A 16653-nucleotide genomic window follows, 5' to 3' on the forward strand; every position below is an offset into this window, starting at 1 on the left:
TACAACATAAATACTTATTATATCCTTATTATATACTTAGGATGTTATTATTGACTTTTGAAAATACATCCATAGAGAGCGACTGACGAAAACGTGACCAGTTGCTTTTTTGCTAATTAAAAAAGCAAAGGGAAACCGAAAGATGGAAAATAGGGTGTTAGGGATTAGGTATAACTATTTCTTTTTTTGAGTTTTTCCAGACCATTTATCGGTTAACTCAACATAAGAGAATGGCAAAGCAGATGGTTGCCTTTTTAGTTGATTGTTATTGAAGGCTCGTTGAAGTATGTCTTCTATAAGGTAGTCTTCGTGGTTGGTTTCTGGCTTGAATTCTCTTTTTAAAGATATATTGAATAGGTTTGCTGTAGCATTATACCAAAAAGCTTTCCAGCCACTTCGTAAACGCTTTACTAATTTGAACGCTGTTTCGCCTGTTTGTCGATGAATTAGCTTTACTAGTATTTGTCCTTCTGTTTTGGTTAGCTTTTTTAACTTGGCCGTTAGTTCGTCTTCAATGAATTTTTGTACTCTTTTGGTATATTTTCTTCGTTTGGATTTAGAATCTATTTTATCGAGACGTTCATTTAGTTTGACTAAACGGTCAGCAGCTAGTTTGGCATAAGGATATACTTTGAGTGTTTTTCTACGCAAGACAAGATAGCGAATACGTTCCTTTTTTGATGAGAATTTCAATTTATTCAACACTAATACCTCATCTAGTTCTATTGTAGTACGTGCAATGGTATCACCTTCAATGATGAATTGCTTTACTTTTGTTGTGTCCTGTGTAAAGATTTGCGCTTGACTGACAAAAGAGATTAATAATATGATGAGACTCATCTTTTTCATGTGGTCACTGAAATTCTTTCAATTTTATATCAAATGTAATAATTCGTTCTCTTATTGTAAACTTGTTTAACCTTTTTTTATTTTTCTAGAAATTGCTTTTTTGAGTTCTCTTTTTTACTTAAATCTTAAAAGTTTACATGAGTTCAATTATTAATTCTGTTTTAATATTGTTATTTTCGTTTGAATTAATTTAAAATTTTATGGCAAAAAAGAAAATTATCAATAAAAAGTCAATGACTTTTTTGGAAAAATATTTGAATAATGCAGCTCCAACTGGTTATGAGTGGAATGGACAGAAGATTTGGATGGATTATTTGAAACCTTATGTAGATGAATTTATTACGGATTCTTACGGAACTGCTGTTGGAGTTATTAATCCTAAAGCAAAATATAAAGTTGTAATTGAAGGACATGCCGATGAGATTTCATGGTATGTAAATTATATTACCGAGAATGGATTGCTATATGTGATTCGAAATGGAGGAAGTGATCATCAGATTGCTCCATCTAAATGGGTGAATATTCACACGAAGAAAGGAATTGTAAAAGGTGTTTTTGGATGGCCAGCTATTCATACAAGAAATAGAGCGAAAGAAGAACCTCCAAAAATGGATAATATTTTTATTGATGTTGGATGCTCTAATAAGAAAGAAGTTGAAGCGCTTGGTGTACATGTAGGTTGTGTAATTACATATCCTGATGAATTCCATGTATTGAATAGGGATAAGTTTGTTTGTAGAGCTATTGATAATAGAGCTGGTGGATTTATGATTGCTGAAGTAGCACGTTTGTTACATGAGAATAAAGTAAAGCTTCCTTTTGGATTGTATGTTACCAATTCTGTACAAGAAGAAATTGGGTTGCGTGGTGCTGAAATGATTACACAAACGATTCAACCTGATGTAGCTATTGTAACAGATGTTTGCCATGATACTACAACTCCAATGATTAATAAGAAGACACAAGGAGAAACTAAAATGGGCGATGGACCTGTAATTTCGTATGCACCTGCAGTACAGAATAAGTTACGTGAACGAATTATAGAAACAGCGGAGAAGAAAAATATTCCTTTCCAACGTATGGCATCTAGTCGTTCTACAGGAACCGACACAGATGCTTTTGCGTATAGCAATGGTGGTGTTCCTTCAGCGTTAATCTCATTACCTCTACGTTATATGCATACAACTGTGGAGACTGTACATAAAAATGATGTTGAGAATGTTATTCGTTTGATTTACGAAACATTGTTAACGATTAAAGATGGAGAAACGTTTAGTTATTTTGACTAATACAATTATACTATAACATCAATAAGGCTTTCAAAATTTTGAAAGCCTTATTTTTTGAGAACACTTCTTTTGTGTTTTGCCTCGAAGAAGTGCCTAACTAAAAAACTAATAATGTTTTTTTAGCTTTTGCATGCATTAGCAGTTTAGCAGTAATCAAAATTGTCCTTTTATTAAACTTTATCATCCTGTAAAGACTGCTAATACATGACTTAGGTTTAGTATCCAGCATTTTGTTGTGTGTCTGGACATGCATTGATTTGATTTTGTGGAATCGGAAATACCAATTCATTCGCATCAAAAGAAAAACCTTCAATTGTTAATTGTCTTCTTTTGAAATCATGTAAATATTGTCCTTCAAAAGCTAATTCAGAGATTCTTTCATTAAATACACTATTAATTGTAGCAGTTACACTAGGTAGTCCAACTCTAGCTCTCACTGTATTTAAGTCTTGTTGAGGCGTTGCGCCAACCGAAGTTCCTAGTTCTAAGTTTGCCTCTGCACGCATTAATAGTAATTCTGGTAGTCGTACCATTTGAACATTTCCAAATTGGTTGTACCATTTGGTTGTGTAGCTGCCTATAATCATGGCAACATTTGAGTTTGCATTGAATCCTCTGTTTTCAGCAGTTAGGAAATTGGCAAAACCATCTGTAATTCGCACATCTCCTCTACCACCTTGTGCACTTGGCGCCAAAAAGGTATTCATTCCGTTTGCTCCATCAATTTCTGATACTTGTATTGAAAAGATATCTTCGGACGTATTTGCATCTTGCGCAAAAGCAAATCTATAGGTAGGAACTAAACTTGCTCCTGAGTCATTGATAGCGTCATTTGCAGCATCTCTTGCACCTGCATAGTTCCCCATTTGCAAATACACTCTTGCTAAAACTGCATTTACGGTGGATTTGTTAGCATATATTCCATTGCTTGTTGGAACTAAAGCGCTCGCCGCTATTAAATCTGCTAAAATTCTGTCATATACTTGTTCTACTGTACTTCTTGAGTTACAATCAGAAGAGATATCGCCTCCGTTGAAAGGACTTGCTTCTGTTTTGAGTACAATTCCTAAGTTTGAACTTGCATTGCCATCGCTATATGGTTTTGCAAATAGTTTTATCAATTCAAAGTGAATGAGCGCTCTTGCAAAAAGTGCTTCTCCTTCTACTCTATCTCTATCTGCTTCATCTACAATGTCAATAGCTTCTAGCACCAAATTTGCTCTGTTGATGGCACTATAACCAATATTGAATATATTCGTAACTCTACTATTTGTAGTTAAAATTTGTTTGTTTATGATTTGACGCGGATCATTGAAGGTTCCTCCAAAGGTAATTTTTCCATCAGCTGCTAAGAGTTCTGCTACAAAAATTAAATCACCTCCTAACAAAGCTGTACTCGACATTGTATTGTATACGCCATTAAGCGCTCCAATTACTTTTTCACTACTGTTTAATGCACTACTTGCACTCAGTGTGTTTAATGGTTCAACATCTACATAATCTTCACATGAAAATGACACATATGCAATGATTACCATTAGATATACTTTATATTTATTTTTTATCTGCTTCATTTTCTTATGTTTTTAAAATCCAACTTTTACTCCTAGTGTTATTGTTTTTGCTTGCGGCGCCGAATAGAAATCTACACCTTGAAATACATTGCTTCCATTTGCCAAAAAGTCTGTACTTACTTCCGGATCCCATCCATCGTACTTAGTAAATGTTAATAGGTTTTGTCCTGTCACATAGATTCGTAAGTCTGATAAGCTTATTTTTTCTAGTAGTTTTGGACTAAAATTATATCCTAAAGAGATTGTTTTTAATCGCACATACGAACCATCTTGTAAAAATCTGCTTGATGTTGCTGTTCCGTTTCCTCCCACTAATCTTGGTTGTGGAATGTCTGTGTTTGGATTTTCTGGAGTCCAATAGTTTAATTCGCTTGCCAATTGATTGTCTATAAAGTCTCCTCCAACCATAAAGCCATCTGCCGCTCTATGAATTTTGTTTCCTTGAACGATATTGAACAAGAAATTAAGGTCGAAGTTTTTGTATCGTAATTGATTGCTAATTCCTGCTACCCAGTCTGGATTTGGACTTCCTAACACTTTAAAGTTTGCTGCATTTGGATCGTTCGTTGTTCCGCCTGAACCATCGTTTAAGAAATATAAAGCATCTCCATTGTCTGGATCAACCCCAGCATATTCTCTGCCGTAAAATACTCCGATTGGCTCTCCTTCTATAAGTGCATTCATGTATCGATCGTTGGTGCTTAGAATTGGCTGCCCATTGATCAGTTTTGTTACTTTATTGTCATTTTTAGCAAAATTGATATTGGTTTCCCATTTAAAATCTTCCGTATCTACATTAATCGTATTTAAGGTAACTTCAAATCCTTTGTTTTCTATATTCCCAACGTTTGCTGAAAATCCTGTAAATCCAGAAGTCGCGTCAATAGGTCTTCTTTGAATTAAATCTTCCGTTTGTTTGTTGTAATAGTTTACCTCAAGATTGATTCTGTTATCTAAAAAACCTAATTCTAATCCAACATCAAACGTAGATGTTGTTTCCCAAGACAATTCATTGTTTGCTAATTGCGTTGGAGACAATCCTGCTAATTTATTGTATGCTACTGGAGAGAATAATGCTAAACTAGGGAATCCGTTAAAGTTGTTTCCGCTGATTCCGTAACTACTTCTTAGTTTCATAAAACTGATAGTTTTTGAACCTTTTAAGAATGATTCTTCAGAAATTTTCCAAGCTCCTGAAACTGCTGGAAAAAACACACCATCGTCAAATGCTGAACTTTTATCATATCTTCCAGTAAATCCTACAATGTATTTGTTGTTCAATTTATACGTTAACCTTCCGAAGTACGAATAAAATCCATTGTTTGCCGTAGTTCCCACAACACCTGTTGGTACTGCTCCAGTTCCTGTTTGATCTAATCCGGAGATAAATCCTGTAGCACTTCCACCTGCTGCTTCCGTTCGTGTTTTTTGTGCTTCTGTTCCTAAGACTAGGTTTATATCATGATTGTCATTGATTTTTTTGTCAATGGTAGCAAATATTTTTGGTGAGAAGGTTTGAAATTTTGTAATTGTTGTAGATCCAAATCCTCCTGTAATTTCATTTCCTTGTGTATTTGAGTTTTGAAATACAAATGCTTTTCTCGATCCTCTATCTAATCCGAGTTCACCACGAATATTTAACCAATCATTAAATTGGTAATCTGCATATACATTTGCCAAAATTCTATCTGATACATTATTTCTTGTAGAGTTTTCATCTTCAATTAAGGCACTGTAGTAACCGCTGATGATGCTTCCTACTTGATCATAGCGAATTAAATCTCCATTTTCATTTCTCACTGGTGAAATTGGTGCTTGCGCTACTAATTGAATTGGTGTAGCAAAGGCATTATCACCTGCAACAGTATTGGTTTCTAAGCGACTTAATGTAGCACTAATTCCCAAACGCATACGGTCGCTTACGGTATGTTCGTAATTAAGAATTCCGTTGAGTTTCTTTAAATCGTTTCCTATCAAAATTCCTTCTTGATGATCGTACGATAGATTGGTATAAAATCTGCTTTTTTCATTTCCGCCCGAAGCGCCTACACTAAACTGTAATAGTTTCGCATTTCTAAAAGCTAAATCTTGCCAATCTGTATTGACATCTTGTCCTTGCGACAAATCGCCCAAAATAGTATCTGCAAAGAAATTCCCTGTATCTTCTCCAAAAGAATTTACGGCAGCTACTCTGAAAAAGTCTCTGTATTGCGCTGCATTCATAAAGTCTCTCAAGTTAGTAGGCTCACTTGTACCGCTTTGAAAATCAACATTGAATCGTGTTGTTCCTTGCTTTCCTTTTTTGGTAGTGATTAAGATCACTCCGTTTGCTCCTCTTGAACCATAAATAGCCGTTGCGGCAGCATCTTTTAGTACTTCTAACGATTCTACATTGTTGAAATTGATATCTCTGGTTCCGCCAGCAATTACCAAACCATCAACAACATATAAAGGTTCGTTATTTCCGCCAATGGAATTAGTTCCACGAATTCTCACCTTGATAGCTCCATCAATCTTACCACTTTGACTTTCTATAAAAACTCCTGAAGCTTTTCCAGAAAGTGCTTCTTGTATCGAAGCTACTGGCACATTGTCTAATTGTTCAGATTTAATTTTTGTAATAGCTCCTGTATTATCGACTTTACTAGATTTTCCATATCCAACAATCAACACTTCACTTAATGAGGTTACATCTTCTTCTAAAGTGATGTTTATCACTGATTTGTCTGTTACAACTTCTTCTTTGGTTTTAAACCCTACATAGGAAAACACCAATATGTCTTCCCTTTTACAGCTAATATTGTAGTTTCCATCAAAATCTGTCTGTGTTCCATTAGTAGTTCCCTTGATAAGAACTGTAACTCCTAATAATGGAGTGCCTTTACCATCTACAATATTACCTGAAACATTTTTTTCTTGTGCTAATACTACACTGACATTGAACAGAAATAGTAAAAGCATTGTGATGTAATTCTTTTTCATTTAAATAAACTTTTTTAGTTAGTACTCGTTTAAAGGTTAAAAAAGTGAAGTGAAGTTTATACGTACTCTTTATTGTTTAATATGTGCGGGAATACAGTTTTAAAGATGATATAAAGGATTCACACTACTTTTTTGCTTTGATAAAAGAACTAGATCTTTAATGATTTTGAGGGAATCCCTATAGATGTTACCCTTACCGACAAAGGTTTACCTTAATTTTACTTAAATAGATGTAACATCATTTTGAAGTTCTTAGTAGTTAATCTAGTTTTAAGTATGGCTTTTCCTATTGAAGAAAAATATATCGTAGAAGTACTATCAGAACTGAATGTTGTATTTCCTCTTGCATTTAAAAAGCGAATGCTTAAATTAAACGGAGGAGAATCTATCATTAAGAAACAGGAGTTTGAATTGTATCCTTTTTTTGACAAATCTGATAACAAGAGGATTCGACGAACTTGCAATCATATTGCACTTGAAACTAAGAATGCTAGAGAATGTAGAGGTTTTCCTAAAAATACAATCGCTATTGGTGCTGATGGTTCTGGGAATCAAATCATATTGCTACATGATGGAGATGGGATTTTGAAAGATGAAATTTATTTTTGGAATCATGAGCTTGGAGATATCAAAATGTTAGCCAAAACTCATATCCTTTCTACTGAGAATACTGATAATTCAATATGGCAACGAATAAAAGCAATATTGAAAATATAACTAAAAATAAAAGTCTTCAATTTTCCACTGAAGACTTTCTTTTATAAATCATGTTTTGGATTTAATGCTACGCTACACGATACATTTTTACATACTGTGTAGGTGTTTGTGCAAAATGTTTTTTGAATGATTTATTGAAAGTTACTTTGTTATTGAATCCAACTTCGTAGGCTACATCAATGATATTTAAATTATGATGTATGTCATTTTTTAAAATCTGAGAAGCTTCTGTAATACGATATTGGTTAATGAGTTCAAAGAAATTCAATTCAAAATGCTCATTGATTACTTGTGACGTATTGTGCCTAGTTGTATTCAACTTTTTAGAAAGCTTTTCTAAGTTGATATCATTTTGCTTATATATTTTTTCTTCATTTAATAAATACAAGAGTTGCTCTTTCAATTCTTGCGACAAACTTTCCGTCAATCCAGAGTTTCTATATTTACTATTGATTCTAATCACATAACTATTGGTAATAATTTTTGGTTGAATGTATGCCATAAAACCTATGTATAATACCATAGAAGTCATTACCCATATTTGAAAGTGATACAAAAACTCACTCTTAGGAATAATGCGAATTACTGTTAAACAATAGAACGTAAAGCTTAAGATGTATAAGGTAATGAGTCCCATTAAATTTCGCTGCCATTTTTGTACGCGCTCACTGATTTCTGAATTCTTATGGATGTCTTTGTAGTATATCTTATATACAAAATAACCATATCCAAAAAGCAATGTTAATTTCACAAACACCATTGGTGGCAAAAATGATTTATAGTCAATCGTGCTTGTGTAAAGCATTACTTTTAATTTTTCTTCCTCGGGAAGTACTAAGATAGGAAGTAACACCGTCATAATAACAATGGTAGGAACGAGATGTAATAGGTGTTGCTTTTTAAACACATATTTTTTGGTAATACTTTTAAAGTAGAAATACAGTAACGGTCCGTCCACAAACACAAATAGAGTTGACATAAATAAGGCATGCGGAAATCTGTATTTCAAATTTGAATCATATAAAAATAAATGTAGTATAAACAGCGAACGTATCAGTATAAAAATGCTTATAAATATGATGGCGTTTCTATTCTTATTTCTCTTAAAATTCATGACGATTGCAATAAAAAAACCAATCAACGCTGAAAACAAATAGAATAGATTGTAAGCAGTAAAGTTCAAACTATATTTTTTAAATATCTTTTGAAAAGGCGCTACATGTTTAAATGCGCTAAATTCACTAGCATGTACAAAATTTATATCATGACTCATTTTTATATACGTATCTACAGATACTGTCATTTGTTCCAGATCACGATTTCGCGCATGCTGTAATGCTAATTCTTTATAAATAGAAATACTATCTGTAGAACTAGATTTCATTTTTTGATTTCCTGCATCATAGAAATAGGGAGATTTCTTTGACGCGGTTTTTGATAATTTTGTAAACTCCGTTTGATGTATAGGGGTATCTAGGTTGTGTCCAAAAACACATGCATTAGGGAATAAAAAAATAAGAACAAATACCATCAAACGTGTTATTTGATTTAATTCTTTCATAACAATACAATTTATTTGAATATACAACTTTATTCTTACAAACCTTGTACTTATAGTATCTCCCGATAAAACTTTACTCATTTTTTACCTGTTATTTACTTCCAAAAAAAGAATTTTGAAACCGCTACACTACTTCAAAAATTCTTTGATAAACCTCTGGTTATATTGGTTTACAGCAAACTTGTTTCTCATTTTTTAAATCTATCTGTACGCATGAAATATTCACAACAAAAAAAGGGCTTTATTTTGCTTTCATTAGGTATAGAAAACAAATAAAACCAAATTAACTATATGTTAATCAGTTAATTAAAATCAAATCCCTCAATTTTATTTTTATTCAAAATTTATAAATCTTAAGCTGAAATTTATAAATCTTTAGAATGTGCCTTTTTTTACGCTTTTGACTTTGCATAGTTTTGATTCAGTATTAACCGTTAAAATTATTATTATGAAAAAAAAGAATTTAAAAGGCTTGAAATTAAACAAGAAGAACATTTCTAGCGTTGGGCAAGAAAAAGTAACTGGAGGATTTACAGCAGGACGTTGTACAATTGGATGTACAGATGGTTGCACTCCAATCCAAACTGCATGGAACTGCAGTAGAGGAAATTGTACAGGAAACTGTGACGGAGGAATTTCTCTATTTGTAGGATGTCCAATAGATAATGAAGATTAATTGTTCTTCGATGAATTACGATTCTAAAAAAAGAAAAGCGATACCTTAACCAAGTCTCGCTTTTACTTTTCATCCTAAATTAAAATGATACTCCATACACAAAATAAAATAAACCTATATTTTTTGCTTTTATATCTTTTTTAAAGTGCATGGAATTGTTTGGAAGGAAATTACACAGCAGATTTCGAAAATGGATTAACACTAAATCCCAATCTTTGTTATTCACTGGTAACAAATTATGAACAGTAAATTTTCTAAAATAGGAAAGTTATCTCAAAACAAGTTGAAACGGCTCTATTGACATCTTTTGAAGATAATTATCCTTTTATTTTCTTCTCCTTTACTGTTCCATATTTATCAAATAAATAGACTAGTGAAGTCATGGTTGCTGCGCCTAATTCTAATTCACGTTTGTTGACCGCATCAAAAGTATCATTTTCAGCATGATGGTGATCAAAATAACGTTGCGAATCCGGACGTAACCCTGCCAATACAATTTGATCATCTTTTAATGGTCCAATATCAGCACCACTTCCTCCTTTTTCAAAATAATGAATTAAATATGGTTTGAAAAGTTTTCGCCAGCTTTCTACCTGTGTAAAATTTCCATCAGAACAGTCAAAAGAGAAACCTCTTGGTGTAAATCCACCTGCATCACTTTCTAAAGCAAATATGTGCTTCTCGCCTTTTGTTTTGGCTACTTCTGCATATTTACGCCCACCACGCAATCCATTTTCTTCGTTCATGAATAACACAACTCTAATGGTACGCTTTGGTTTGTATCCTGTTTCTTTGAATAAACGCAATACTTCCATACTTTGTACTACACCAGCGCCATCATCATGCGAACCGTCTCCCAAATCCCACGAATCTAAATGTCCGCCAACAATAATGATTTCATTCGGAAATTCGCTTCCTGTAATTTCTCCAATGACATTATGTGACAAAACATCTTCATACTGTTTACAGTGTTGTGAGAATTTGAATTTTACATTCGGATTTAATTTAAGTGCTTTGCTCAATAAATCTGCACCTTTGGTACTGATAGCTGCCGCAGGAATACGGTCTGCCACAGCAATATCGCCATAACTCATACTTCCGGTATGTGGATAATCGTCTAAACGTAAGTTCATAGAACGCACTACAACACCAATTGCTCCGTATTGAATTGCTTCTTTTGCTCCTGCATAACGTTGATTTACACAACCTCCATAAGCTTCAAACGTACTGATTAAGTCTGCTTGCATTGGGCGATTATAAAAGACTATTTTTCCTTGTATTTTTTCTTTTCCGAGGGTTTTTAATTCTTCAAAATTTTGCACTTCAATTACCTCAGCTTCTATGCCTGCTTCTGGCGTTGCTACAGAACCTCCTAGCGCACAAATAGGCACCATTACTTTTTTTGAACCCATTACAATAAATGCTTCTTCTGGCTTTCCTCTTTCCCATTTAGGCACCATCACTTCTTGCAACCACACTTTATCCAAACCTAAAGCTTCTAATTCTGCTTTGGTATATTGAACAGCTTTTGCAGCGTTAGTGGATCCAGAAAGTCGTCCACCAATTTTGTTCGATAAATGATCTAGCCAAGCATAACTTTTTCCATTAAGTAATGATTCGGAGTATACTTTTTTAAGTTGTTTTTCATCATCACTTTGCGCAAAACTAATAGCGCTTGCTAGCCATAGTAAAACTAAGATTTTTTTCATTTTGGTAGTATTATAAATTTACTCTGACTCTAATTGTTTTTTATATTCTTCAAGGTTTGCTTTGATATCATCATCCAATTCTGGCTCTTCAATATCAGAGTATTCTCGTAAAGTATCATATATAATTTTTGCTACAATATAACGTGCCGTAGGCTTATCATCTGCAGGAATTGCAAACCAAGGTGCATGTGGTTTGCTTGTTTTGTTTAAAACATCTTCATAGCATTCTTGGTATTTATCCCAAAGCTTTCGTTCTTTTAAGTCGCCTGGTGAAAACTTCCAGTTTTTTTCTTTGAGTTCTAAACGACGAAGCAATCTGTCTTTCTGTTCATCTTTTGAAAGGTTCAAGAAAAACTTAAAGATAATCGTTCCATTTTCGGCAATGTGTTTTTCAAAATTATTGATTTGCTCAAAACGTTTTGCCCAAAATTCATCATTTACATCGTCAACGGTCTCTACTCCAGGGATATTTTCTCCCATAATATAATACGGATGAACCCGTGTTACCAATACATTTTCATAATGTGTCCTATTAAAAATAGAAAATTTCCCTCTTGCTGGAAGCGCTATATAATGTCTCCACAAATAATCGTGTTTCAATTCCAACTCTGTTGGCACTTTAAAACTATGTACAACAATTCCACGCGTATTAAAGTCTTTAAAAACCTCACGAATCATACTATCTTTTCCTGCGGTGTCCATCCCTTGTATGCAAACCAGCACACCATACTTTCCGTGTGCATACAACGTATCTTGCAGCTTCCCTAAATCTTCTCGAAGATCTTCCAGTTCTTTTTTGATTTCTTTTTTAGATTCTTCTAAATCAAGTTCAGTAGATAATTCACTTATTCTTACTGGTTCAGTGATTTTAAAAGTATTGGTATCAAAATGCTTCATCTATTACTATTTTTCTTTGAAGGCTAAATATACGGATTGTACTTCACTTTTTTTGTAGTTTAGCTGTCTCAAATTATTAGTATTGCATCATGAATAAGGAAAATTTAGTGTTTATTTTATTTTTGAGCTTGAGTTTGTCTTTGTTCGCACAAAGCGATCAAGATTCAATTCCTGCGTATAGTAAAAACGGAATTTCCAAGCCCAGCATTCTGTCTGCCAACCCTTTTGGTATTTTTATTTCCCGATTGAATCATAATTTTAAGTTGAAAGCTTCACGCAGAATGGAAATAGATATTGCGCTTGAAAGTGGAAACGTTTGGGGACCAAATGTAAAAACGTATATTCCAAATGATCCGGCAATACAAAGAGAAATGAGCAATATAGAATGGTTCAGTAGACAATATTTTGTTGACGAAGAAACGCTTGATGCTGGTTATTTTGAAATTGAAACCGATGGTGTGATCAAAGGATTGAGAGCTAATTTGACAATTCCAACTGCAAAAAACCAAGAACTTATTGTTGGTTTAAGAGCTTTTGTATTGACCAATGGAAAGTTTCCGCTATCTGCATTGACAACCGATCGTTTTATTGAGTTTTTCCATGATAATGTTGCTGGTGGAGATGATCCTTTTGACAGACGTGTTTTTGGATTGGATAAAGCTAAATTTTTATATACCGATCGTAATGGAAGAACTTTTAATCTTGGAAATGGCGATTTTTTAACTGCAGGAATTGAAACGCATTACTACTACTATCCTACTTTTTTGAACGATAAAAAAATCTATTTCAATTTGGGAGCACATGTAGGAACCAATCTTTCAAAATACAACATGGCTATGGATATTGGTGCTTCTGCTGCTGCTGTAAAACAATTTGACCTTAACGATCGTAATTTTGTTTTATTCGGATTAGGTGCCAATTTACTTCGTAAGAATGCTATCGATTTACAGAATGATAATTTTGATTTTGGAACCAATGACTTCATCGGAAGCTTTGAAGTAAATGCAGAATATACATTTATATCCAAAGGAAAAACCTATCATTCGTTTGGTTTGAATTATTATTTACAAACCAGTTTACACCAAAAAGACGAAGACGATTACAATATTTATGTCCGTGATGAAGACTCATTTAATTCTTGGGGACATGGAACACGTCATTTATATAAAGATACCAATTATTGGACATTTGTATATACGTTTACACGAAAAATATCAACTTCTTTTTACATCCAACAAGACTTTACAGTCAATAACAATCCTGATTTACAGACTGGTGTAAGTGTAAAATTTGGAATCTAAAATAATTCTGAATGTAAGTGTTGAATTATGGAAGTATCTACAATCTAAAATTTGAAACGTCACTACGAGGAATTTATGACGTGGTAGTCTGTCAATAGAAAAATAATTTCATTGTAAGAGAAACAGATTGCCACAAATCTTCTCTAAAATTCTCGCAAAGACGTTTCTAAAATAATTCTGAATTCTGAATTAGTTAACTCTCCAGGGTGGATTTTTTCGATCCTCACCAGCTTTGAATAAAATTAAATGATGTCCATCAAAATCATTAAGGTGTGCTTCTCGCCATCGCCATGATTTGTTTTCTGGAAGACTTTTAAACACAATGCCTTTTTCTTGTAAAATTTTTACTGTTTCATCTAAGTTTTCATCTTCAAAATATAGTGTAACGTTACTGTTTTCAGACACTTCTTCTACATGATGAATAGAAAACGTAGCGTCGCCATCAGGACATTCAAAACGTACATATCTAGGAAGTGCGTCTACAATGAGACGCAATCCTAGTTTTTTATAAAATTCTGTTGCTGTGGCAACATTAGTTGATGAAATCGTTACTTGATTTAAATTCATAATTTATAATCCTTTTTGAGTTCTTTTATGTAGCCATATAGCTAATATTGTAGCTATGACACCAAAGGTTCCAGTGACCAGCCAATTTATTTGATATCCATAATTTGCTACAATTTCAAACCCAATTTTAGAACTAAAAATATGAGCTAATGAAAACGACAACGCATATAATGCCATATAGCTTCCTTCATAACCTTCTTTGGCTCTATTGATCGCAAATGTATTTGTATATGGAAAACCTATCATTTCAGCAATGGTAATAATCACAATATTTACAAATAAAATTCCTATCCAAAAATTATATACCAATACATAGAAGCTTAATCCAAATAAAATACAAGCATAGGTAATTAGCTTGGTACTTGAAATATTTAATTTCTCCAAATATTTAATAAATGGCATCTCTACCACAACAATGATGGCTACATTAATAAACATAATCCAACCTGTTTGATATTCTGTGAGACCGAATTGTACATTTTGATATACAGGCATGGTTATCATTAATTGAAAAAATACCATTCCCATTAAGAAACAAATAGCAAAGAAAATCCAATAACTACCATCTCCATATACGGTTCCTTTTGATTTCAAAGCTTCTTCCTCTTCTTCTTTGTTTTTTTCTTTCTTAAGTCTACGTTCTTTCACCAAAATTCTAAATACAATGATAGCAATGACGCACGTAACACCATCGATCCAAAACAACAAATCGTATCCTTTATTAACGATAATCCAGCCTGCAAATGTTGGGCCAATTCCCATACCTAAGTTAATTGCCAAACGAATCAAGGCTAGAGACTGTGTTCTATTTTCAACGGTACTATACGCTTTTAGCGATACAAATATGGCTGGGCGAAAAGTATCAGCAATAGTCATGACTCCTAAAATTCCAAAACATAAACCCCAAAATGATTTTATGTATTGTAAACCTATAAATCCAAAACCAGTGAGTAATAAACTAATTATCATCACTTTATAGAAACCTATTTTATCTACTAGTTTCCCCCCTAAAATTGAGCCTAATGCTGAACCAATTCCAAAAAATACAAGAATAGACCCTGCATCACTTTCTGAAAAATTTAATTCTTTAATTAAATAGAGTGATAAAAACGGAATTACCATGGTTCCCGCTCTGTTTACTAACGAAATGAGCGCTAGATACCATATCTCTTTGGATAATCCTTTGAATGAATCAATGTAATTGGTGTACATTTTTTTCATGATTGTTAATTTTTGATTGATTAGTGTTTAGTTGTTTTTTGATTTGAAATACTCCTAAAAATAAAAAGTCCGACTGTGAAGTCGGACTTTTTATAATTGTTATATATGATATCTATATCAGCACAATATACAAGTGTCCAGACTTCCTCTCCAAGAAGTTCTCTGTACATACTTATTTACTGTATTGATTCTCATTTTTTTGTTTATTTGAATCAAAACTACGTAAAAAAAGAATACAAAAAATAAAAATCTTCTATTTTTTGATGACAAGTTGTATTTTTGGTATCCATAGGTTATTCTATATTTTTAACTAAATCTGATGCTAACTGATGAAAAATATTTTTTTGTTTTTATGTGTTTTACTGCTAAATATTAGTTGTTCTGAGAAGAGAAAAGCGGTTATTGGAGAAACTGAATTTCAACAAAAATTGAATGCTGAGTATAAAGATGCATCTACTTCTCCATTGAAAGCTAAAGATTTGAAAACCTTTGAAGGCTTGGATTTTTTTCCTGTAGATAATACTTATAGAGTGAATGCTACATTTACAACGACACCAAACTCGCCTGTTTTTAAAATGCCTACTACAAAAGAAAGAACGCCAGAATATAAACTTTTTGGAATTGCTACGTTTACTCTAAAAGGAAAGGAATTTTCATTAGAAGTATATCAAAATCAAGAGTTAATGAATCAGGAAGAATATCGCAATTATCTTTTTCTGCCGTTTACAGACGAAACTAACGGATTTGCTAGCTACGGAGGCGGTCGTTATATTGACTTAAAAATTCCTACTGGTAACACGATCGAAATTGATTTCAATAAATCCTATAATCCATACTGCGCATACAATGATAAATATTCATGTCCTATTCCGCCAAGGGTAAATTTTTTAAAGACAGAAATTAATGCTGGTATAAAAGCTTTTGAGAAGCATTAAACTAAAGATATTTTACGACATATATTCCTAAGAAAACTGCTGCAAAGCCAATCACAAAACTAGCAATTGTGTACATAGCAAATGTCATAAAATCTCCCGATTTTAAAAAGACATGGTTTTCATAAGCAAACGTAGAAAATGTGGTAAAACCTCCACAAAAGCCTGTGGCAAGTAATAAGGTATACTGTTCGCTGATGGCTTGGTTTTTGGATGCCAGCCCTAAAATGATTCCTATTAATAAGCTTCCTAGAATATTTGCAGCAAAAGTTCCATATGGAATTCCTGTCGCGGAACTATTTATATATTTCCCGAGAAGGAATCGCAGTGTACTTCCAAATCCGCCGCCAAGGAAAACTAATAAAAGTGACTTCATAT

General features: G+C 33.2%; 14 protein-coding genes. 5 read left to right on the forward strand and 9 right to left on the reverse strand.

Features of this window, described 5'->3' with window-relative positions; genetic code table 11:
- Nucleotides 1-174: 174 nt before the first annotated feature.
- A complete protein-coding gene (locus tag MK119_RS11085; protein ID WP_290678412.1) occupies nt 175-849 on the reverse strand; it encodes a DUF4294 domain-containing protein in 675 nt (224 codons plus the stop codon).
- 200 nt (nt 850-1049) lie between these two features.
- On the opposite strand from MK119_RS11085, the gene MK119_RS11090 reads away from it, so the two are divergent.
- Entirely contained in the window at nt 1050-2138 is a 1089-nt protein-coding gene (locus MK119_RS11090; protein ID WP_290678414.1) for a M42 family metallopeptidase, read from the forward strand.
- Between the two features lie 215 nt (nt 2139-2353).
- Here MK119_RS11090 and MK119_RS11095 read toward each other — a convergent pair whose 3' ends face one another.
- Nucleotides 2354-3712 (reverse strand): RagB/SusD family nutrient uptake outer membrane protein, encoded by a 1359-nt coding sequence (locus tag MK119_RS11095; protein ID WP_290678417.1) that lies wholly within the window; start codon nt 3710-3712, stop codon nt 2354-2356.
- A 12-nt stretch (nt 3713-3724) separates the two neighbouring features.
- On the reverse strand, nt 3725-6694 hold the full coding sequence (locus tag MK119_RS11100) for a TonB-dependent receptor (RefSeq protein WP_290678420.1): 2970 nt from the start codon (nt 6692-6694) through the stop codon (nt 3725-3727).
- A 276-nt stretch (nt 6695-6970) separates the two neighbouring features.
- On the opposite strand from MK119_RS11100, the gene MK119_RS11105 reads away from it, so the two are divergent.
- Nucleotides 6971-7411 (forward strand): SMI1/KNR4 family protein, encoded by a 441-nt coding sequence (locus tag MK119_RS11105; RefSeq protein ID WP_290678422.1) that lies wholly within the window; start codon nt 6971-6973, stop codon nt 7409-7411.
- A gap of 67 nt (nt 7412-7478) precedes the next feature.
- Here the strand turns inward: MK119_RS11105 and MK119_RS11110 are convergent, their stop codons facing one another.
- Nucleotides 7479-8972, reverse strand: a complete 1494-nt coding sequence (locus MK119_RS11110; RefSeq protein ID WP_290678424.1) for a helix-turn-helix transcriptional regulator — start codon at nt 8970-8972, stop codon at nt 7479-7481.
- A gap of 448 nt (nt 8973-9420) precedes the next feature.
- Between MK119_RS11110 and MK119_RS11115 the strand changes: the two genes are divergently transcribed.
- Nucleotides 9421-9648, forward strand: a complete 228-nt coding sequence (locus tag MK119_RS11115; RefSeq protein WP_290678426.1) for a hypothetical protein — start codon at nt 9421-9423, stop codon at nt 9646-9648.
- Nucleotides 9649-9965: 317 nt separating this feature from the next.
- Here MK119_RS11115 and MK119_RS11120 read toward each other — a convergent pair whose 3' ends face one another.
- Both MK119_RS11120 and MK119_RS11125 read right to left on the reverse strand, forming a co-directional pair.
- The gene (locus MK119_RS11120; protein WP_290678428.1) at nt 9966-11357 is read right to left on the reverse strand and encodes a M20/M25/M40 family metallo-hydrolase; all 1392 of its coding nucleotides are present in this window, start codon (nt 11355-11357) and stop codon (nt 9966-9968) included.
- An 18-nt stretch (nt 11358-11375) separates the two neighbouring features.
- Nucleotides 11376-12254, reverse strand: coding sequence for a PPK2 family polyphosphate kinase (locus tag MK119_RS11125; protein ID WP_290678430.1), 879 nt, complete (start codon nt 12252-12254; stop codon nt 11376-11378).
- Nucleotides 12255-12343: 89 nt separating this feature from the next.
- Between MK119_RS11125 and MK119_RS11130 the strand changes: the two genes are divergently transcribed.
- Entirely contained in the window at nt 12344-13555 is a 1212-nt protein-coding gene (locus MK119_RS11130; protein WP_290678433.1) for a hypothetical protein, read from the forward strand.
- A 189-nt stretch (nt 13556-13744) separates the two neighbouring features.
- Here MK119_RS11130 and MK119_RS11135 read toward each other — a convergent pair whose 3' ends face one another.
- Complete coding sequence (locus MK119_RS11135) at nt 13745-14122, reverse strand: VOC family protein (protein WP_290678436.1); 378 nt, start codon at nt 14120-14122, stop codon at nt 13745-13747.
- 3 nt (nt 14123-14125) lie between these two features.
- The gene (locus tag MK119_RS11140) at nt 14126-15343 is read right to left on the reverse strand and encodes an MFS transporter (protein WP_290678439.1); all 1218 of its coding nucleotides are present in this window, start codon (nt 15341-15343) and stop codon (nt 14126-14128) included.
- 329 nt (nt 15344-15672) lie between these two features.
- Here MK119_RS11140 and MK119_RS11145 point away from each other — a divergent pair, with 329 nt between their 5' ends.
- Nucleotides 15673-16278 carry a DUF1684 domain-containing protein gene (locus tag MK119_RS11145; protein WP_290678442.1) on the forward strand — a complete coding sequence of 202 codons (606 nt, stop codon included), beginning with the start codon at nt 15673-15675 and terminating at the stop codon, nt 16276-16278.
- 1 nt (nt 16279) lies between these two features.
- On the opposite strand, the gene crcB is transcribed toward MK119_RS11145, so the two are convergent.
- Complete coding sequence (gene crcB, locus MK119_RS11150; protein WP_290678445.1) at nt 16280-16651, reverse strand: fluoride efflux transporter CrcB; 372 nt, start codon at nt 16649-16651, stop codon at nt 16280-16282.
- Nucleotides 16652-16653 lie beyond the last annotated feature (2 nt).

Source organism: Kordia sp., assembly GCF_022447245.1.
GTDB lineage: Bacteria > Bacteroidota > Bacteroidia > Flavobacteriales > Flavobacteriaceae > Kordia.